General features: G+C 61.5%; 17 protein-coding genes. 8 read left to right on the top strand and 9 right to left on the bottom strand.

The genetic code is table 11. The features are described from left to right. Window positions 1-176 precede the first annotated feature (176 nt). Window positions 177-1,466 carry a citrate synthase gene (gltA, locus tag PKE98_RS18440; protein ID WP_271196788.1) on the top strand — a complete coding sequence of 430 codons (1,290 nt, stop codon included), beginning with the start codon at window positions 177-179 and terminating at the stop codon, window positions 1,464-1,466. A 139-nt stretch (window positions 1,467-1,605) separates the two neighbouring features. Here the strand turns inward: gltA and PKE98_RS18445 are convergent, their stop codons facing one another. From PKE98_RS18445 to PKE98_RS18455, 3 genes are all read right to left on the bottom strand, one after another. Next, window positions 1,606-2,214, bottom strand: coding sequence for an START domain-containing protein (locus PKE98_RS18445; RefSeq protein ID WP_271196789.1), 609 nt, complete (start codon window positions 2,212-2,214; stop codon window positions 1,606-1,608). A gap of 77 nt (window positions 2,215-2,291) precedes the next feature. Then, window positions 2,292-2,567, bottom strand: coding sequence for a YkgJ family cysteine cluster protein (locus PKE98_RS18450; protein WP_271196790.1), 276 nt, complete (start codon window positions 2,565-2,567; stop codon window positions 2,292-2,294). Window positions 2,568-2,680: 113 nt separating this feature from the next. Next, window positions 2,681-3,544 carry an NAD(P)-dependent oxidoreductase gene (locus tag PKE98_RS18455; protein WP_271196791.1) on the bottom strand — a complete coding sequence of 288 codons (864 nt, stop codon included), beginning with the start codon at window positions 3,542-3,544 and terminating at the stop codon, window positions 2,681-2,683. Between the two features lie 179 nt (window positions 3,545-3,723). On the opposite strand from PKE98_RS18455, the gene PKE98_RS18460 reads away from it, so the two are divergent. From PKE98_RS18460 to rhtA, 3 genes are all read left to right on the top strand, one after another. Beyond that, entirely contained in the window at window positions 3,724-4,266 is a 543-nt protein-coding gene (locus PKE98_RS18460) for a 3'-5' exonuclease (protein WP_271196792.1), read from the top strand. Window positions 4,267-4,508: 242 nt separating this feature from the next. Further along, window positions 4,509-4,790 (top strand): pyrimidine/purine nucleoside phosphorylase, encoded by a 282-nt coding sequence (ppnP, locus tag PKE98_RS18465; RefSeq protein WP_271196793.1) that lies wholly within the window; start codon window positions 4,509-4,511, stop codon window positions 4,788-4,790. A gap of 168 nt (window positions 4,791-4,958) precedes the next feature. After that, window positions 4,959-5,858 carry a threonine/homoserine exporter RhtA gene (gene rhtA, locus PKE98_RS18470; RefSeq protein ID WP_271196794.1) on the top strand — a complete coding sequence of 300 codons (900 nt, stop codon included), beginning with the start codon at window positions 4,959-4,961 and terminating at the stop codon, window positions 5,856-5,858. On the opposite strand, the gene PKE98_RS18475 is transcribed toward rhtA, so the two are convergent. Further along, window positions 5,842-7,635, bottom strand: a complete 1,794-nt coding sequence (locus PKE98_RS18475) for an ABC transporter transmembrane domain-containing protein (RefSeq protein ID WP_271196795.1) — start codon at window positions 7,633-7,635, stop codon at window positions 5,842-5,844. The genes rhtA and PKE98_RS18475 overlap by 17 nt on opposite strands. A gap of 200 nt (window positions 7,636-7,835) precedes the next feature. After that, window positions 7,836-8,954: an ATP-NAD kinase family protein gene (locus tag PKE98_RS18480; protein WP_271196796.1), complete on the bottom strand. Its 1,119-nt coding sequence runs from the start codon at window positions 8,952-8,954 to the stop codon at window positions 7,836-7,838. A gap of 153 nt (window positions 8,955-9,107) precedes the next feature. Between PKE98_RS18480 and PKE98_RS18485 the strand changes: the two genes are divergently transcribed. Continuing rightward, window positions 9,108-9,287, top strand: coding sequence for a PA1571 family protein (locus PKE98_RS18485; protein ID WP_271196797.1), 180 nt, complete (start codon window positions 9,108-9,110; stop codon window positions 9,285-9,287). A gap of 91 nt (window positions 9,288-9,378) precedes the next feature. Here the strand turns inward: PKE98_RS18485 and pdxB are convergent, their stop codons facing one another. Continuing rightward, window positions 9,379-10,509, bottom strand: coding sequence for a 4-phosphoerythronate dehydrogenase PdxB (gene pdxB / locus PKE98_RS18490; RefSeq protein ID WP_271196798.1), 1,131 nt, complete (start codon window positions 10,507-10,509; stop codon window positions 9,379-9,381). Window positions 10,510-10,799: 290 nt separating this feature from the next. Between pdxB and PKE98_RS18495 the strand changes: the two genes are divergently transcribed. Further along, complete coding sequence (locus tag PKE98_RS18495) at window positions 10,800-12,152, top strand: MATE family efflux transporter (RefSeq protein ID WP_271196860.1); 1,353 nt, start codon at window positions 10,800-10,802, stop codon at window positions 12,150-12,152. Between the two features lie 169 nt (window positions 12,153-12,321). On the opposite strand, the gene tusA is transcribed toward PKE98_RS18495, so the two are convergent. Both tusA and rlmM read right to left on the bottom strand, forming a co-directional pair. Continuing rightward, a complete protein-coding gene (gene tusA / locus PKE98_RS18500) occupies window positions 12,322-12,576 on the bottom strand; it encodes a sulfurtransferase TusA (protein ID WP_271196799.1) in 255 nt (84 codons plus the stop codon). Window positions 12,577-12,600: 24 nt separating this feature from the next. Next, window positions 12,601-13,656 (bottom strand): 23S rRNA (cytidine(2498)-2'-O)-methyltransferase RlmM, encoded by a 1,056-nt coding sequence (rlmM, locus tag PKE98_RS18505; protein ID WP_271196800.1) that lies wholly within the window; start codon window positions 13,654-13,656, stop codon window positions 12,601-12,603. A gap of 184 nt (window positions 13,657-13,840) precedes the next feature. Here rlmM and acnA point away from each other — a divergent pair, with 184 nt between their 5' ends. Further along, window positions 13,841-16,582, top strand: a complete 2,742-nt coding sequence (acnA, locus tag PKE98_RS18510; RefSeq protein ID WP_271196801.1) for an aconitate hydratase AcnA — start codon at window positions 13,841-13,843, stop codon at window positions 16,580-16,582. A gap of 190 nt (window positions 16,583-16,772) precedes the next feature. Continuing rightward, window positions 16,773-18,338 carry a methyl-accepting chemotaxis protein gene (gene aer, locus PKE98_RS18515; RefSeq protein WP_271196802.1) on the top strand — a complete coding sequence of 522 codons (1,566 nt, stop codon included), beginning with the start codon at window positions 16,773-16,775 and terminating at the stop codon, window positions 18,336-18,338. Between the two features lie 93 nt (window positions 18,339-18,431). On the opposite strand, the gene PKE98_RS18520 is transcribed toward aer, so the two are convergent. Then, on the bottom strand, window positions 18,432-19,118 hold the full coding sequence (locus PKE98_RS18520; protein WP_271196803.1) for an alpha/beta family hydrolase: 687 nt from the start codon (window positions 19,116-19,118) through the stop codon (window positions 18,432-18,434). Window positions 19,119-19,123: the final 5 nt, after the last annotated feature.

Consider the following 19,123-nt stretch of genomic DNA (forward strand, 5'->3'; position numbering starts at 1 on the left):
CATTGCGCTTACCGAATAAAAGGCGTAAATAGCGCGAAATTCAACGGGAAATACCTCTGCAACCCTTCTGGCATATGGGTTCTCGCAAATTGACTTTGGGATTTATCTCTCTATAGTGTGGCGGGCCCTGCGTGGGGGGCAGTCTGGTGATTTCAAGCATAAATAGGAGGCCACACATGGCTGACAAAAAAGCGCAGTTGATCATCGAGGGCGCAGCCCCCGTCGAGCTGCCCGTTTTATCCGGCACCGTTGGTCCCGATGTTGTAGATGTACGGGGCCTTACCGCCACGGGCCATTTCACTTTTGATCCTGGCTTTATGTCGACCGCCTCGTGCGAGTCGAAGATCACCTATATCGATGGTGACAAAGGCATCCTGTTGCACCGCGGCTACCCGATCGAGCAATTGGCCGAAAAGTCCGACTACCTCGAAACCTGTTACCTGCTGCTCAATGGCGAATTGCCTACCGAAGAGCAGAAAGCCAAGTTTGTCGGCACCGTCAAGAACCACACCATGGTTCACGAACAGCTGAAAACCTTCTTCAACGGCTTCCGCCGCGATGCTCACCCGATGGCCGTCATGTGCGGCGTAGTGGGCGCCCTGTCGGCGTTCTACCATGACTCGCTGGACATCAATAACCCGCAGCACCGCGAGATTTCAGCGATTCGCCTGGTCGCAAAAATGCCGACCCTGGCCGCCATGGTTTACAAGTACTCCATGGGTCAGCCGATGATGTATCCGCGCAACGACCTGACCTACGCAGAAAACTTCCTGCACATGATGTTCAACACTCCGTGCGAGATCAAACCGATCAGCCCGGTACTGGCCAAGGCAATGGACCGGATTTTCATCCTCCACGCCGACCACGAACAGAATGCCTCCACCTCCACCGTGCGTCTGGCCGGCTCTTCGGGCGCCAACCCGTTCGCCTGTATCGCTGCTGGTATCGCTGCGCTCTGGGGCCCTGCCCACGGTGGCGCCAACGAAGCCGTGCTGACCATGCTGGACGAGATCGGCAGCGTCGAGAACATCGACAAGTTCATCGCCAAAGCCAAAGATAAGAACGATCCGTTCAAGTTGATGGGCTTCGGTCACCGCGTTTACAAAAACCGTGACCCACGCGCCACCGTGATGAAGCAGACCTGCGACGAAGTGCTGAAAGAACTCGGTATCAAGAACGACCCGCAGCTGCAACTGGCTATGCGCCTTGAAGAGATCGCCCTGACCGATCCGTACTTCAAGGAACGCAACCTGTACCCGAACGTCGACTTCTATTCGGGCATCATCCTCAAGGCCATCGGCATTCCGACCAGCATGTTCACCGTAATCTTCGCCCTGGCGCGGACCGTCGGCTGGATCTCGCACTGGAAAGAAATGCTCTCCAGCCCGTACAAGATTGGCCGTCCGCGCCAGTTGTATACCGGCTACGAGCAGCGTGATATTACGGCCCTGAAAGACCGTAAATAAGCGTTACGCGATGACAAAAAGGCCACCCTAGGGTGGCCTTTTTTATTACGCATTCGCTGGATCAACAGCGAAGCTTTTGCTCTTGATTGAGAGCTTCGCGAGCAAGCTCGCTCCTACAAGAGCGCCCGTGACCGAGGCGTTATTTCTTCTCCGCCTTATCTTTCATACCCTTGAGGGTATTAAACGGCGCATCCACCACAAAGCTGTTCGCCAACCACGACGGCACGCTGCCGCCCGGTTCGGTGGTCACCTGGTACACCACTTCCACGCCATCGGCGCCTTTTGGGGTCAGCTTCCAGAAGCCGTCTACCTTGGCCACGCGCACATAGCCCTTCTCTTCTGGCTGATAGGTAGGCACGCCTTCAAGTTTGCGCAGCACGCTGCCGTCGGCTTCCTCGGTGGTGGTGACGTGAATGATCGAATCCCGTGCGGTTACCGGCCACGGCGGGGTGAATCGGGTATAGGTCCAGCTGTCGGCGCCTTCGGTTTTCAGCAGTTTTTGCTCGCTGCATTCGAAGATCCACTTGCAGGAGCCGCTGACGTCTTCCTGCAGTTTGCGCAGGGTAGCGATATCGGTCTTGATGGTGGTGACACCGCGGTACGCTTTGTATTGCGAGCCCGGAACCTCGCTCAAGTACACCTTGATACCGTCTTCGTCCTTCGCCACTTTCCAGTCTTCGGCTTGCGCCACGGCGGTTGCCAGCAGACTTACCGCGCACACAACGGCCACTTTACTTAGCAAACCCATCACGAACTCCTTACTGATAATGCCCAAGGTGCCCGGTAGGCCCTCGCGCTTTTATTGGATAGCGGCGCCCGCGCCCACTATTGAATAACGGCGCCCGCGCCTGTGGCAGTGGCCTGTTCAAGCCAACCCAACAGGCGAATCGCCTCGTCGCGGCTATCGCCACAGACGTCGGCGTCTGCAGCAAACGCCGAGCACACAGGTGGCCGCTCGGGCGAACCGAACAGCGCACACAAATTATCGACCGACAGATGCAAACAACGTTCGCCGGCTCGCTTGCCATTGGGCAAACCGGGAATCGGTGAACTGATGGAGGGGGCGATGCAACAGGCACCGCATCCTGCGCGGCATTTCATGACGACGTTTACCTCGTGACCTGGACCCGTGCAGCCCAGGGGGCGACGGTAACGGGCGGCGATTCTACCTGTGCCGTTACACGCCGCAAAGCCGCTACCGGCCTGATTCCTGGCTATTTCAGACGGGTAATAAGGCTGGACGTATCCCACCGCCCACCGCCCTGCCCCTGTACGTCGGCGTAGAACTGATCAACCAGTTGCGTCACCGGCAATTGCGCGCCGTTACGCTGCGCTTCTTCAAACACGATGGCGAAATCTTTGCGCATCCAGTCCACGGCGAACCCGAAGTCGAATTTACCTTCCAGCATGGTCTGGTAGCGGTGTTCGAGCTGCCAGGATTGCGCCGCGCCCTGGCTGATGACTTGCATCGCACTTTGTACATCCAGCCCGGCCTTGCGGGCGAAATGCAGGGCCTCGGCCAGGCCTTGAAGCAAGCCGCCGACGGCGATCTGGTTGACCATCTTGGTCAATTGCCCACTGCCCACCGGCCCCATCAGCTTGACCAGTTTGGCGTAGCTCTCGATCACCGGCGCAGCCCGCTCGTACAGTGCTGCATCGCCGCCGACCATCACCGTGAGCATGCCACTTTCAGCGCCAGACTGGCCGCCCGACACCGGCGCATCCAGAAAACCCAGTTCGCGCTCGGCCGCCAAGGTCGCCATTTCCCGGGCGATATCGGCCGAGGCCGTGGTGTGATCCACCAGCACGCTGCCCGCTGCCATCCCGGCAAAAGCACCGCTCTCACCCAGTAGCACCGCGCGCAGATGCTGATCGTTGCCCACGCAGGTCATCACCAGATCCGCGCCCTCGGCCGCCTCGCGCGGGGTTTCGGCGCTTTCGCCGGCGAACTCATCGCACCATAACTCGGCCTTGTCGGCGCTGCGGTTGTACACCGTTACCTGATGCCCCTCGCAGGCCAGGTGGCCCGCCATATGAAAGCCCATGGTGCCGAGCCCGATAAATGCCACAGTCGCCATTGTTCTTCTCCTTCATTGAATTACTGCGAAGTAGGTTTCTACAAGCGTAGAGGGCCCTGGCGATTTGGCCGGGAGAAAATCCCCGCCAACGCAGGTCTACACTCACGCAGGCGCCTGGAATGGGGTTTGCGGGCGGGCAAAAGGCCTTCCATACTCCAGCGCAACGGATGGAGAGAACGATGGGACATTGGTTGGTGATCGACCTGGAGGCCACGACTGAAGAAGGTGGTTGGCCGGTTACAGACATGGAAATCATCGAAATTGGCGCCAGCCTGGTGAACGCCGAAGGTCGCGAAGTCGATCACTTCCAGCGCTTCGTCCGCCCGCTACGGCGCCCGCACCTCACCAGTTTCTGCAAGCAGCTCACCCATATCAGCCAGACCAACGTCGACACGGCCGCGCCACTGTCTGCCGTGTGGCCGCTGTTCGAGCGCTGGCTGGCGGCGCACCAGCCGCGCCTGGTGGGCTGGGCCAGCTGGGGCGATTACGACCGCAAGCAGCTTGAGCAGGATTGGCAGCAGCACCAGCTCGCCAGCCTGCTTGGCCAAGTGCCGCACCTGAACCTCAAACAGCGCTTTGCCAAGGCGCGGCAGCTACAAAAGCCGGTGAGTCTGAGCACGGCGCTGCAGCTGGCCGGGCTGACGTTTCAGGGCCAGCAGCACCGGGCGCTGGAGGATGCGCGCAATACGGCAAGGTTGCTGCCTTTGGTATTACCGCTGTAGCCGCCCCGCGGCGCCGCCCACCTGTAGGAGCCAGCTTGCTGGCGAATCCTGGAAACAACATTCTCGAATGAAGTTTTCAGGGTTCGCGACCAATCGCAATACCGTCCAGTCGCTCCTGCAAAAAATACGAATGGCATGCATGCGGCGAAGGGGGTGTTGATCTTCAACTGCACACGTGACGACGCCCACACCCTTGGGCATACTGGCCGGCCCTTTTTCCGTCCCCTTTTAAGGAAACCCCCATGTTCAAGGTCAACGAGTACTTCGACGGCACCGTCAAATCCATCGCCTTCGGCATGGCAGAAGGCCCGGCCACCATCGGCGTAATGGCCGCCGGCGAATACGAATTCGGCACCAGCCAGCTGGAAGTGATGCACGTAGTGGCCGGCGCTCTGACCGTAAAACTGCCAGGCACCGACACCTGGGAAACCTTCGAAGCCGGCACTAAATTCACCGTGCCAGCCAACAGCAAATTCCAGCTGAAAGTGGCCGTTGATACCGCCTACCTGTGCGAGTACCGCTAAGCTTCAAATCGATAATAGGAGCGGCCAAGCCGCCCATTTGCGTTTGAGCGAAACGTATCGAGGCTCAAGCCTCTCCTGCAAACACTTCTGTCCCTGTAGGAGAGGCTTCAGCCTCGATCAGCTCCCACGCCAGCCTCGCTCACTGCCACGCTCCAACCGGACACTTCCATGCCTGGGTCCAAACCCGCTGTCTCCATTGCCATCCCTATTCTTTTGCTGATCATCGCCATGAGCTCCATTCAGGGCGGTGCCGCCCTGGCCAAAGGGATTTTCCCGGCGGTGGGTGCAGAAGGCGTTTCGGCCCTGCGCCTGAGTCTGGGGGCGGTCATTCTGTGTTTGGTGATGCGCCCCTGGCGTACCCCGCTGAACCGCGCCGGAGTGCTATCGCTGGTGGGCTACGGTGCTTCGCTGGGGCTGATGAACCTGATGTTTTACATGGCGCTCAAGACCATCCCGCTGGGGATCGCGGTGGCATTGGAATTCACCGGTCCACTGGTGTTGGCGATGCTGTCGTCGCGGCGCTTTATCGATTTCGTATGGATTGCCTTGGCGGTGCTGGGCATTGGCTTGCTGCTGCCCATCAACCCCAGCGACACCCAGCTCGACCCCACCGGCATCGCCCTCGCCCTGGGCGCCGGCGTGTGCTGGGCGCTGTATATCCTGTTTGGCCAGCGCGCCGGTGCCGAACATGGCAGCCACACCGTGGCCTTGGGCACGGTGGTAGCGGCCATCATCGTCTTTCCCATCGGCGTGTACTCGGCCGGCAGCGCCATGTTTCATTTCAGCCTGCTGCCCGTGGCGGTTGGCGTGGCGATTCTGTCTACCGCCCTGCCCTACAGCCTGGAGATGTTTGCCCTCACCCGCCTGCCAGCGCGCACATTCAGTACCCTGATGAGCATGGAGCCGGCTATTGCCGCGCTATCTGGCCTGATCTTTCTGCAGGAGCGCCTGAGCCATACCCAGTGGCTGGCCATTGGCGCGATCATTGTCGCCGCCCTCGGCGTGGCGCTGACGGTAAAACCACAGCCTGCCAAGAACGCGCCGCGGGATATCAAGCTGGCTGAGTGACCTGCGCCTCGCCATCGGCATGGTTGAACTGCAGTTCGGCCAAGCGCCGGTATAGCGGATTGCTGGCCACCAACTGGGAATGACTGCCCAGCGCCACCAGCTGGCCCTTGTCGATCACGGCAATGCGATCCGCGCTTTTCACCGTCGCCAGACGGTGTGCAATCACCAGCGTCGTGCGCCCGGCCATCAAGGTTGGCAACGCCTGCTGAATCAGGTGCTCACTTTCGGCATCCAGCGCGCTGGTGGCTTCGTCCAGCAGCAGAATCGGGGCATCCACCAGCAAGGCGCGGGCAATCGCCAGACGCTGCCGCTGGCCGCCGGACAAGCCCAGGCCACCGTCCCCCAGGTGGGTTTTGTAACCATCGGGCATCGCCATGATGAACTCGTGGGCGTGAGCCGCTCGGGCCGCCGCCTCCACTTCCGCTTGACTGGCCGAGGCGCGGCCGTAGCGAATGTTGTCCTCCACGCTGCCGAAGAACAGCGCCGGGTTTTGCGATACCAAGGCAAAGCAGCGGCGCAAATCGGTAGGGTCCAGCTGCGCAATCGGCAAACCTTCCACACGAATCTGCCCTTGCTGCGGATCGAAAAAACGCAGCAGCAAATCGAACAAGGTGGACTTACCCGCGCCGGACGGCCCCACCAACGCCAGGGTTTCCCCCGGTTCCACCTGCAGACTGATGCCGTCCACGGCAAACCGGTCGCGCCGCGTCGGATAAGCGAAGCGCACCTGATCCAGCTCGATACGGCCACTGACTCGCGTAGGCAGCACCCGCAAATCGCTGGTCGGCGCCTTGATTTCACTGCGCGCCTGCAACAGCTCGGCAATCCGCTCGGCGGCCCCGGCAGCACGCTGCAACTCGCCCAGTACCTCGCTCAAAGTACCAAACGCAGTGCCGACGATCAGGCTGTAAAACACAAACGCCGCCAGTTCACCGCCGCTGATGCGCCCGGCAATCACGTCCATGCCGCCCACCCAGAGCATTACCCCGACAGCTCCCAGCACCAGCAGAATCACTACGCTGATCAGCCAGGCGCGTTGGGAAATGCGCTTGCGCGCGGTTTGAAAGGCGTCTTCCACCGTGCCGCCGAAACGGTTTTTGTCCTGCTCCTGGTGGTTGTAGGCCTGCACCGTCTTGATCTGCCCGAGGCTTTCACCCACGTAGCTGCCCACGTCGGCTATCCGGTCCTGACTCAGGCGCGACAGGCTGCGCACCCGCCGGCCAAAAATCAGGATCGGCGCAATCACCAGCGGCAGCGCGGCAATCACGATCAGCGAAAGCTTGGGATTGGTGACAAATAGCAGCACGATGCCGCCGACCAGCATCAGCACGTTGCGCAGAAACAGCGACAAGGACGAGCCGATCACCGATTGCAGCAGCGTGGTATCGGCCGTCAGGCGTGATTGGATCTCGGAGCTGCGGTTGCTCTCGTAAAAACCTGGATGCAGGGTAATCAGGTGGTTGAAGACCTTTTTGCGGATATCGGCAACAAAGCGTTCGCCGATCCACGACACCAGATAAAAGCGCGTAAAGGTGCCAACCGCCAGGGCCACCACTAGCACCATAAAGAGCGCGATGGACTGGTTGAGCATATGCGGCGACTGGGTGGCGAACCCCTTGTCCACCAGCAGCTTCACGCCCTGCCCCATAAAGAGCGTGATACCGGCGGTAAACATCAGCGCAAACAACGCACCGATCACCTGCCACCGATAGGGCGCAACAAACTCGCGCGTCATGCGCAGCGTCTTGCGCTGGCGGGAAGACAGAATGGAGATCATGCGGGGCTCGCAGAGAGAGAGGGGGCTAGCGGTAGATGGGGACGGTGGGGGCGGACCTCAAGCGGCGGATGCATAAATCGAAGGTTTCACGGCGTACCCCCTCTCCCTCGGGGAGAGGGCTGGGGTGAGGGGATTCTCAATTCAATCATCAGCGCCCCGCCCTCACCGCCGGCCCCTCTCCCGCACATGGGAGAAGGGAGCTAAAGCGTCGACAGCGGGTACAACAACTCCTCCTTGTACCCCGCCCACACCCTTGCCACATCGGCAAAGCTGTCATCCAACGCGGCCTCGCCGCTATCGACCAACAGCGGCCGCCCATCAAGCGTGGCGAGTTTGCGCTTGGTCGCCACCACCCGCAGGTTGTCCAACCCGATAGCCCTTACCACCCGCGGACTGACCTGCTGATTACCGCGCCCAAGAATATGGCCCTGCCCGCCGATGGCGGTTACCAGCAGCATCGCCTGCTGGCCTTCCACCAGCTCGAACAATTGCGCTTCGGTCACATCCAGCGCCAGCACCCTGCCGTTTTCAATCACATCGACACCCAGCAAGGTGGTCTGCAAGCCGAGGTTCTGCGCCAACCCATGCAAGGTTGAGCCGGGTCCAAACACGTAGCGAACATCCTGCTGCCAGCTGTCTTCCAGCCACGCGGCGATTTCGCTGAGCACCAGCTCTTCCGACTCCACCCCGCCCTGCTTCACCTGCTGCACAAAGCCGCTCTCCTGCGGCACGCTGAGTTCACCATACCAGCGCGCCGCGATGCGGCCGGCGCGCAGGGCGGTTTCGTCGATGTCGCGCACTTCGGCATTGCCCAGGCGCACCAGGCCGCCTTCCACCAGCCGGCGGGTCAGCTCGCCTGCGGCTCGGGGGCTGACCGCGTATACGCCGGACTGAATCTTTACCCCGGCCGGAATACCCAGCACGGCCTGCCCCTCGCGCGCCACGGCGCATACATCGCGCGCCGTGCCGTCGCCGCCGGCAAACAGCAGCAAGGCTACGCCCTCGGCCTGCAACGCTTGCACGGCATTGCGGGTGTCTTCGGCACGGGTTTGCGCACCCTGCAGCTCGCCCAGCAGACGATGGCTAAAGCCCATTTCTGCCAGCAAGTCGCCGCCCATGGGGCCGGGAAACGTCAAAAACGCCAGGCGGTCGCGCAGCGGCAACAACAGCTCCAGCGCCACTCGTGTACGTTCTGCCGCACGCGGCTCGGCACCGCGCGCCAGGGCCTCTGCCGCCACGCCGTCGCTGCCCTTGAGGCCGGCGGGGCCACCCAGGCCAGCCAGGGGGTTAATGATCAGACCGAGATGAAAAACCGACATACGAGCCTCACAACCGGGGAACTACTTGGCCCCCGGCGATTCACAAAACTATACCCATGTTTGGGATGACTACACGTCTATACGGCGCTGCTGTCACCGAGCTTTCATCTATGCCGGCTACCCTCGGCATCCCACCTGATGAGGAGACGAGCCATGAGCTTGCACACCCAACATACCGCTGAACGCCGTATCGCTCCGTTGCCACCGCAGCACCCTGTGGGCGGCGCCTTGATTGATGCCCAGGGCCGGGAAATCCCGATCACCGAGGGCATGGTTCAACAGGCGTGCGAAAAAATGGAAGAAGCCGCACTCGGCGAGCCTGAGCAGGATTAGTCGACGCCCCCTTACGAGCGGCTCAGCCGCGATGCCCTTGAAGATCAAAAGCATCGCGGCTTAAGCCGCTCCTACAGGATGCAGGTCACGGCTAAACCAATGTCCCGCCCAACGCCCGCACTACTCGCGCCAGCTCCGGCGCGTCGCCGCTCAATTTCACATGCAAGCCATCGATCTCACGCCGCGCCGGGTAATGCTTGCGCAGGGCGTCGAACGCGGCTTTGCGCTCGGCGGCGCGGCCTTCCAGGCTGCGGCGAAAATCGGCGTCATCACGGCGCGGGTCGTAGATCGCCCGGCATAACGCCGCCAGTGCCACCGGTACCGACGCCGTGGCATCCAGGCCGAATTCGGTCAGCCAGTACGGCGGCAGCAGGTCATCAAGCAGAACGCGCGGCTCAAGGTTGAAGTGCTGGCAGAACGCCTGATAAATCTGCGCCGTGCCGCGCAATTTTCCATCCACGCTGTAGCCAGCGATATGCGGGGTGGCGAGCAGGCACAGTTCGGCGAGCTGCGGGTCTACTTGCGGTTCGCCTTCCCATACATCCAGCACGGCTTCCAAGTCGTCACGCGAGTGCAGCAATTCGCGCAAGGCGGCGTTGTCGACCACCGCGCCCCGGCTGGCATTGATCAGCCAGGCACCGGCATTCAGTTTGCCGAGGCGCTCGGCATTGAGCAGATGGCGCGTGCTGGCAACTAGCGGGGTATGCAGGCTGATCACGTCGCAGCGCTGCAAGATCTCGTCCAGGCTTACGTAGTCGCCGCCCTCCGCCGCTTGCCGGGGCGGGTCGCAGGCCAACACCTGCCAACCCAGACCCCGCAGCACATCCACCAATCGCCCACCGACTTGCCCCGCGCCTACAACGCCGTAAACACGCTGGGTAAGATCGGCGCCGCTTACCTCGGCCAGGCTCAGCAAACTGCCGAGCACATAATCCACCACCCCACGGGCATTGCAGCCCGGCGCGCTGGCCCAGCCGATGCCTTGCTCGGCGAAGAAATCGAGGTCCAGGTGGTCGGTGCCGATGGTGCAGGTGCCAACAAAACGCACCTTGCTGCCTTCGAGCAACGCGCGGTTGGCCTGGGTGACCGAGCGCACCAGCAACACATCGGCGCGGGCCACGGCTTCGCGGTCGAACGCGCGCCCAGGCATGCGTTCGATCTCACCGAACTCGGCAAAAAATTCGTCCAGCAGCGGGATATTTTCGTCGGCAAGAATTCGCATCAGCGGCTCCAGAAGTCTGGGCGACATTCTAGGACGTATGCCGGCCCGCGGCGACGAGCGATTGTGACGGCGTTATTTTCCGCGCCTCTTTCCTGACCGCTGCGTCAACGCGTAAACTCGCCACTCCTTTGCAAGCTCTGTCCTGACGCAGCCTGCGTTTTAAGCGCTTTTAACCACAAAAGCAGACTCGGACAGAAGCGAGTGCCCGGCCACCACTGCCGATACAGTGCGCACTTGATAACAAAATGGACTGCCTTGTGATCGCCCGCGAATCCCGCCTTAGTCGTTGCATGCGCGAACTGCGCGCCCTGCTGGTACTTGCCCTGCCCATCATGATTGCCCAGCTGTCGCACTCGGCTATGGGTTTTGTCGACGCCGTCATGGCTGGCCGCGTGGGCCCTCGCGACCTCGCCGCCGTGGCCTTGGGCAATTCGATCTGGGTGCCGGTGTTTCTGTTGATGACGGGCATTCTTCTGGCTACCACACCCAAGGTGGCCCAGCGTTTTGGCGCCGGCCAGGAAACCGAGATCGGCCCCCTGGTGCGCCAGGCCCTGTGGCTGGCGTTGGCCGTCGGCATCGCCGCTGGCGTGGTGCTGTGGAATGCCAAACCGATTCTGGTGGTAATGGGCGTCGACCCCGAGCTGATCGGCCCGAGCATGGTGTACCTCTACGGCATTGGCTGCGGCATTCCCTCGGTGGCGCTGTACTACGTGCTGCGTTGCTTTAGCGACGGCCTGGGCCGCACCCGGCCGAGCATGATGATTGGCCTGTTGGGCCTGCTGCTGAACATCCCGCTGAACTACGTCTTTATCTATGGCCACTTTGGCATGCCGGCCCTCGGCGGCGCCGGTTGCGGCTGGGCCACGGCGGTGGCGATGTGGTGCATGTTCTTCGCCATGCTCGCCTGGGTGCGCTGGGCGCCGGCGTACAAGAACGCCGGGCTGTTCGACCGCTTCGAATGGCCGCGCTGGGAGCCGATTCAACGGCTGTTGAGCATCGGTTTGCCGATTGGTATCGCGGTGTTTGCCGAGTCGAGCATCTTTGCCGTGATCGCGCTGCTGATCGGCAGCCTGGGTGCCGACGTGGTCGCCGGGCACCAGGTGGCGCTGAACTTCAGCTCGCTGACCTTCATGATTCCATACGCTTTAGGCATGGCCGTGACCGTGCGGGTCGGCCACGCCCTCGGGGCCGGCGACCCGCGCCAGGCGCGCTTTGTAGCCGGTGTGGGCATTCTTACGGCATTGGCGTTTGCCGCCTTTTTCTGCACCGTGATGCTCAGCCTGCGCAGCGAAATCGCGGCGATCTATACCCCCGACCCCACAGTGATTCAGGTCGCCTCAGCGCTGATCGTGTTTGCCGCGCTGTACCAGTTCTCCGATGCCGTACAAGTAACCGCGGCTGGCGCTTTACGCGGCTATCAGGACACCCGCGTGACCATGGTCATGACGCTGTTTGCTTACTGGGGCATCGGGCTGCCGGTGGGCTATGCACTGGGGCTGTCGCACTGGTTCGGCGAACCGAGCGGGCCGAAAGGCTTGTGGCAGGGGCTGATCGTGGGGCTGACATGTGCGGCGGTGATGCTGAGTATTCGCTTGGCGCGCAGTGCGAAAAAACGGATTCGCCTTCATAACGTCCGCACGTGATGGCCCGCGCGCGCTTGATCTTGTGGCGTGTGCTCTACGCACCTGGCGATTCCTCGGCGATCGCTACGGTGCGCGGAGCACACCCTAAAAAGGCGGGCGGCGTTTGCTTTTGATCCCGTAGGGTGTGCTCTGCGCACCAGCGATTCATCACCGAGCGAAGCGGCGCGAATCACTCTGTTTTCGTTCGAATCCAATACAGGTACGTGCCCGCCTCTTCCTGCTGCTGCACCAGCTCATGGCCCAGAAAGACGCAGAACTTTGGAATATCGCGGCGGGTGGAAGGGTCGGTGGCGATCACTTTCAGTAAACCGCCGGCCGGCAGGTCGCGCACTTTGTTGTGCAGCATCATCACCGGCTCCGGGCAAAACAGGCCGGTGGCATCCAGGGTGCCGTCCAACGGGGCAGCGGGATCGAATTCAGACATAAACAACTCCGGTAACGGGCGTGGCTATTTGCTCAGCCTACGCAGGTGACAGGTAACTTCTTCACGGTCGTGATACAGCTGCTTGCAGCTGATGCTGGCCTTTACGCCACGGGCCTTGAAGCCTTCTTCGATACGTTCGAGCAACCGCTTCACTTCGGCATAGCGCTGCTTCATCGGCAACTTCAGGTTGACCACCGCTTCACGGCAATGTCCCTCGCCAATCCAGGTTTCCAGCAAGGCGGCATTGCGCGCCGGCTTTTCGACGATGTCGCACACCATCCAGTCCACCGGCTGCTTGGGCGTCCAGGTAAAACCGTCGACCATGAGGTGCTGCACCAGCCCTGTGTCCATCAGGCTTTCGGCCATGGGGCCGTTGTCGATAGCGGTCACCAGCATGCCACGGCGCACCAGCTGGTACGTCCAGCCGCCGGGCGAGGCGCCGAGGTCAACGCCGGTCATATCGCCATTGAGGCGCTCATCCCACTCTTCACGGGGAATAAATTGGTGCCAGGCCTCTTCCAGCTTGAGGGTGGAGCGGCTGGGTGCTTCGCGGGGGAATTTCAGGCGCGGAATACCGCCGGGCCAGAACGCCGAGTTGTTGGTTTCGGCAAGGCCAAGAAACACTTCGCGGCCGCTTTTAAAGGTCAGCAGCAGGCGCGGCTTGCGCTCGTCGTCTACCAGGCGGCCGGCTTTTTTCAGAGCATTGCGCAGCGGCACTTCGAATTTTTTGCAGAAGTTCGACAGTTCCTTGCCATCGTTGGTATCCAGCACCTCCAGCCACAGGCTGCCGCATACCGGCAGATCTTGCAGGTGGCTGAGCAGCACGCTGATGCGGTCGGTTTCCGGCAGGTCGATAAATTGCCCGCGCGCCCACTGACGCGGAAAAATCAGCTGGGCGAAGCGCTGGCCACGCATCAGGCGCTCGGGGCCGTCGGCGTCGGTGCAGATAAATTCGGCGTAGGCGCTATTGGGTTTGGCCTTGGCATACCCCGCCACCTCCAGGCGCGCGGCGTGGTCGCTTATTTCCGAGCACACCTCGCTTTCGAAGCCGGGGCGGCAGTGCAGCAACAAAGTGGTCATCAGGTGTTCTCCTCAGGGCGCGCATGATAGCCGAGTTGGAACCCTGAGCGCTCAAGGGCAGTCAGTTGAAGGGCGCGAGCGAAAGCCGCTGCGCCAGCTAGGCTTGATCTGTCTTAGCACCTTCGACGCAGCCCAACTGCGCACCCCCGGGCCGTAACCGTGTGGCCCCCATAAGGAGATGAGCATGCCGTCCCTGAACAGCCTCAACAGCCGCCAGACCCTGACCGTTGGCGACAAAACCTATGAATACTTCAGCTTGCCGCAGGCCGCGAAAAAACTCGGCAGCCTCGACAAGCTGCCCATGTCGCTCAAAGTGCTGCTGGAAAACCTGCTGCGTTGGGAAGACGACAAGACCGTCACCGGCCACGATATCCAGGCCCTGGTGGACTGGCTGAAAACCCGTAGCTCCGAGCGTGAAATCCAGTACCGCCCGGCCCGCGTGCTGATGCAGGACTTTACCGGCGTACCGGCGGTGGTGGACCTGGCCGCGATGCGCGCCGCCATGGCCAAGGCCGGCGGCGACCCGCAGAAAATCAACCCATTGTCGCCGGTGGATCTGGTGATCGACCACTCGGTAATGGTCGACAAATTCGCCACCACCAGCGCGTTCGAACAGAACGTGGAAATCGAGATGCAGCGCAACGGTGAGCGCTACGCGTTCCTGCGCTGGGGCCAGAACGCGTTCGATAATTTCAGTGTGGTGCCGCCGGGCACCGGCATCTGCCACCAGGTAAACCTGGAATACCTGGGCCGTACCGTGTGGACTAAAGAAGAAGACGGCCACACGTTCGCTTTCCCCGACACGTTGGTCGGCACCGACTCGCACACCACCATGATCAACGGCCTCGGTGTATTGGGCTGGGGCGTCGGCGGCATCGAGGCGGAAGCGGCCATGCTTGGCCAGCCGGTGTCCATGCTGATTCCCGAGGTGATCGGCTTCAAGCTCAGCGGCAAATTGAAGGAAGGCATTACCGCCACCGACCTGGTGCTGACCGTCACCCAGATGCTGCGCAAGAAAGGCGTGGTGGGAAAATTCGTTGAGTTCTATGGCGACGGCCTGGCCACCCTGCCCCTGGCTGACCGCGCCACCATCGCCAATATGGCGCCCGAATATGGCGCCACCTGCGGTTTCTTCCCGGTGGACGACATCACCCTCGACTATCTGCGCCTTTCAGGCCGGCCGGACGCCACGGTTGAGCTGGTCGAGGCCTACAGCAAAGCCCAGGGTTTGTGGCGCGAGCCCGGGCATGAGCCGCTGTTTACCGATGCCCTGGCCCTGGATATGGGCACGGTGGAAGCCAGCCTGGCCGGGCCGAAACGCCCGCAGGACCGCGTCGCCTTGCCCGCCGTCAGCCAGGCCTTCGATGATTTCCTTGGCCTGCAAGTAAAGCCGGCCAGTACCGAAGACGGCCGGTTGCTCAACGAAGGGGGGGGCGGCACGGCCATCCACGATGATTCGTTGGTGGGCGGGGCCAGTTACGAATTCGAAGGCAAGACCCATCGCCTGCAACACGGCGCCGTAGTGATTGCGGCCATTACGTCGTGCACCAACACCTCCAACCCCAGCGTAATGATGGCCGCCGGCTTGCTGGCGAAAAAGGCGGTGGAAAAAGGCTTGCAGCGCAAGCCCTGGGTCAAGAGTTCGCTCGCGCCTGGCTCGAAAGTGGTCACCGATTATTACAATGCAGCTGGCCTTACCCAGTACCTCGATACCCTGGGCTTCGACCTGGTCGGCTACGGCTGCACCACCTGTATCGGCAACTCCGGGCCGCTGCCGGAACCGATTGAAAAAGCCATTCAGCAATCGGACCTGACGGTGGCCTCCGTTCTGTCGGGCAACCGCAACTTCGAAGGCCGCGTACACCCCTTGGTAAAAACCAACTGGCTGGCCTCGCCGCCGCTGGTGGTCGCCTATGCCCTGGCCGGTAGCGTGCGCATGAACCTCAGCGAAGATGCGCTGGGTACCGGCAAAGACGGAAAGCCGGTGTACCTGCGCGATATCTGGCCCAGCCAGGCAGAAATTGCCGAGGCGGTGCAGAAGGTGGATACCAAGATGTTCCACAAAGAGTACGCCGAGGTGTTTGCCGGCGATGAAAAGTGGCAGGCCATTGAGGTGCCGGATGCCGATACCTACGAGTGGCAGGCCGACTCCACCTATATCCAGCACCCGCCATTTTTTGAACGCATCAACGAAGCGCCGCCGAAGATCGGCAATATCGCCGACGCGCGCATCCTCGCCCTGCTCGGCGATTCGGTGACCACCGACCACATTTCCCCGGCCGGTAACATCAAGGCCAGCAGCCCGGCGGGCCGCTACCTGCGCGAACACGGGGTGGAGCCGCAAGACTTCAACTCCTACGGCTCGCGTCGCGGCAACCATGAAGTGATGATGCGCGGCACCTTCGCCAATATCCGTATTCGCAACGAAATGCTCGGCGGCGAAGAAGGCGGCAACACCTTGCACGTGCCCAGCGGCGAGAAGCTGGCGATTTACGATGCCTCCATGCGCTATCAGCAGGAAGGCACGCCATTGGTGGTGGTTGCCGGCAAGGAATACGGCACGGGTTCGTCCCGCGACTGGGCGGCCAAGGGCACCAATCTGCTCGGTGTAAAAGCCGTGCTGGCCGAAAGCTTCGAGCGGATTCACCGCTCCAATCTGGTGGGCATGGGCGTGCTGGCGCTGCAGTTCAAAGACGGTCAAAACCGCAAGAGCCTTGGCCTCACCGGCAGGGAAACCTTGAGCATCGGCGGGCTCGATAATGTGGAGCTCAAACCTTTGATGCACCTACCGCTTACCCTGACCCGCGAGGACGGCAAACAGGAGCAGTTCGAGGTGCTGTGCCGTATCGATACCCTCAACGAGGTGGAGTACTTCCGCGCCGGCGGCATCCTTCATTACGTACTGCGACAATTGATCGCTGGGTAAGCGCGAAAGCCGCTGGCTGGCGCGTTGGGCAAGAGCCCTGACGCGCCAGCAAGTTGAAACCCCAGTCAGGAAACTGTGCGGCAGTTCAAAGTTGGTTACACTGCGTGGGAAATTTGACGTCGGAATTTTCTTCTCAACTTTGCTCTGCAGCGGCCGATCAGAACGGCACGGACATTACGGATAAAGCCCCATGCGCAACAATCAGCCCGTCACTCAACGTGAACGTACCTTTCCTGCTCAGCAACGTCTGATCTCCACCACTGACCTCAAAGGCGAGATCACCTACGTCAACGACGCCTTCGCGGAAATCAGTGGCTACACCCGCGAGCAGTTGGTTGGTTCGCCGCACAACCTGGTTCGTCACCCGGACGTGCCGCCGGCAGTGTTTGCGCATATGTGGACCACGTTGAAGTCGGGTCGACCGTGGATGGGCATCGTCAAGAACCGCTGCGTCAATGGTGACCATTACTGGGTGAATGCCTATGTCACGCCGGTGCTGGAAAACAGCCAGGTCATCGGTTTCGAATCGGTGCGGGTAAAACCTTCGGCCGAACAGATTCGCCGCGCCGAGGCACTGTACCAACGCATCAACAGCGGCAAGTCGGCCATTCCCTCGAGCAACTTCTGGCTACCGATTCTGCAGAACTGGGTGCCGTTTATTCTGATCAGCCAGATCGGCTTTGTGCTGGGCGCCTGGCTCGACTTTCACTGGGGCTTTCTGCTTGCGGCGGTGCTCTCGGTACCGCTGGGGTTGTTGGGGTTGAACTGGCAGCAGCGCGGAATCCGCCGCCTGTTGCGCCTGGCCGAACAGAGCAACTCCGATCCGCTGATCGCCACCATGTACACCGACAGCCGCGGCCCGCAGGCGCGCCTGGAAATGGCCATGCTCAGCCAGGAGTCGCGTCTGAAAACCTGCCTGACTCGTTTGCAGGACAGTGCTGAACACCTGACCGAACAAGCCCGTCAGGCCGATACGCTGGCGCAAAACAGCTCCAAGGGGCTGGAACGTCAGCGCGTGGAAACCGAGCAGGTAGCAACTGCCGTCAACGAAATGGCCGCCACCACCCTGGAAGTGGCCAGCAACGTGGCCCGCACGGCCATCGCCACCCAGGAAGCCAACCGCCTGACCGGCGAGGGTCGCAGCATTGCCGGCGAAACCCGCGAGGCGATTCAGCGCTTGTCGGTATCGGTGGGCGAAACGGGCGAAACCGTTACCCGCCTGGCGCAGGACAGCAACGAAATTGGCGGCGTGGTGGACGTCATCAAAGGCATCGCTGACCAGACCAACCTGCTGGCCCTTAACGCGGCCATCGAAGCGGCACGTGCCGGGGAAATGGGCCGTGGTTTTGCCGTTGTGGCGGATGAAGTTCGCTCGTTGGCACAGCGTACTGCCGAGTCCACCGGGCAGATCCACCAGTTGATTGCCAAGCTGCAGCGCACCGCCGAAGAGGCGGTACTGACCATGGAAATCGGCCGTAAACAGGCCGATGAAGGGGTTGAGCGCGTGCTCAAAGCTGACCAGGCACTGGCCGGCATCAGCGATGCAGTGGCCAATATTGCCGACATGGCTGACCAGATTGCCGCCGCAGCGGAAGAGCAGAGTGCGGTGGCGGACGAAATCAATCAGAACATCACCACCATCGCTCAGCTTGCCGATCAAACCTCCGGCGAGGCGCAGAACACGGCGCAGCTGAGTAAGGAACTGACGATTACGGCACAACGTCAATCGGCACTGGTGGAGCGCTTTAACCGCTGATACGCCGCCTGCTGCAACCATCAAAAACTCGAGGCTGAAACCTCTCCTACAGCTATAGCGCTGTGTGTAGGAGAGGCTTCAGCCTCGATGCTTTCAGGCCCTGGTCAAAAATGCGGTGACGGCCTCCGCCGCCTGTTGCAGGTGTTGCTCATGGGTGAAACCTGAAGCCTTCAACGGCTTTAAGTCATGGTCTGCCGCTGCCAGCCACAGTACTTCAATCTGCGCGGACAGCGCGTACTGCTTCACCGCTTCTCGATTGCCCAGGGCATCGCGCTCGCCCTGCACGATAAGGGTTGGCGTGCGCAGCTCTGCAAGATGGGCAACTCGCGGCTTCTCCGGCTTGCCAGCCGCATAAAACGGATAGCCCAGACAGACCAGCGCATCGGCCCCTAACTCATCCGCCAACAAACTGGCCATTCGTCCGCCCATGGACTTGCCGCCAATGGCCAATGCCCCTGCGACTTGTTGGCGCACAGCGGCGTACACCGCGCGCCACTCGTCGAGCAACCGAGCCTGCGGATTCGGTGGCCGCCGACCGCCGTCGATGCGTCGCTGCGCCATATAAGGAAACTCGAAACGGGCTACAGCCACGCCCTGCGCGGCTAGGCGCTGAGCCATGGTTTCCATGAACGGGCTGTCCATCGGTGCGCCAGCACCGTGCGCAAGAATGAACGTCGCCCGCGCCTCCCCGAGAGGCCTGTTCCACAAGCACTTCCCGCCCGGTGCAGCGCCAGATACCGGTTGATACAGATCAATATCGCCGCTGGTCGGTTTCGCCATGCTTC

Source organism: Pseudomonas turukhanskensis, assembly GCF_027922365.1.
Taxonomy (GTDB): domain Bacteria; phylum Pseudomonadota; class Gammaproteobacteria; order Pseudomonadales; family Pseudomonadaceae; genus Aquipseudomonas; species Aquipseudomonas turukhanskensis.

Bases quoted from the DNA above. Each gene is read 5' to 3' on its own strand.
- rlmM (WP_271196800.1), bottom strand. From the start codon at position 13,656: ATGACCACTTTGTTGCTGCACTGCCGCCCCGGCTTCGAAAGCGAGGTG.
- aer (WP_271196802.1), top strand. From the start codon at position 16,773: ATGCGCAACAATCAGCCCGTCACTCAACGTGAACGTACCTTTCCTGCT.
- pdxB (WP_271196798.1), bottom strand. From the start codon at position 10,509: ATGCGAATTCTTGCCGACGAAAATATCCCGCTGCTGGACGAATTTTTT.
- PKE98_RS18485 (WP_271196797.1), top strand. From the start codon at position 9,108: ATGAGCTTGCACACCCAACATACCGCTGAACGCCGTATCGCTCCGTTG.
- PKE98_RS18460 (WP_271196792.1), top strand. From the start codon at position 3,724: ATGGGACATTGGTTGGTGATCGACCTGGAGGCCACGACTGAAGAAGGT.
- tusA (WP_271196799.1), bottom strand. From the start codon at position 12,576: ATGTCTGAATTCGATCCCGCTGCCCCGTTGGACGGCACCCTGGATGCC.
- PKE98_RS18495 (WP_271196860.1), top strand. From the start codon at position 10,800: ATGCGCGAACTGCGCGCCCTGCTGGTACTTGCCCTGCCCATCATGATT.
- PKE98_RS18475 (WP_271196795.1), bottom strand. From the start codon at position 7,635: ATGATCTCCATTCTGTCTTCCCGCCAGCGCAAGACGCTGCGCATGACG.
- PKE98_RS18455 (WP_271196791.1), bottom strand. From the start codon at position 3,544: ATGGCGACTGTGGCATTTATCGGGCTCGGCACCATGGGCTTTCATATG.
- PKE98_RS18445 (WP_271196789.1), bottom strand. From the start codon at position 2,214: ATGGGTTTGCTAAGTAAAGTGGCCGTTGTGTGCGCGGTAAGTCTGCTG.
- PKE98_RS18520 (WP_271196803.1), bottom strand. From the start codon at position 19,118: ATGGCGAAACCGACCAGCGGCGATATTGATCTGTATCAACCGGTATCT.
- acnA (WP_271196801.1), top strand. From the start codon at position 13,841: ATGCCGTCCCTGAACAGCCTCAACAGCCGCCAGACCCTGACCGTTGGC.
- gltA (WP_271196788.1), top strand. From the start codon at position 177: ATGGCTGACAAAAAAGCGCAGTTGATCATCGAGGGCGCAGCCCCCGTC.
- ppnP (WP_271196793.1), top strand. From the start codon at position 4,509: ATGTTCAAGGTCAACGAGTACTTCGACGGCACCGTCAAATCCATCGCC.
- PKE98_RS18480 (WP_271196796.1), bottom strand. From the start codon at position 8,954: ATGTCGGTTTTTCATCTCGGTCTGATCATTAACCCCCTGGCTGGCCTG.
- PKE98_RS18450 (WP_271196790.1), bottom strand. From the start codon at position 2,567: ATGAAATGCCGCGCAGGATGCGGTGCCTGTTGCATCGCCCCCTCCATC.
- rhtA (WP_271196794.1), top strand. From the start codon at position 4,959: ATGCCTGGGTCCAAACCCGCTGTCTCCATTGCCATCCCTATTCTTTTG.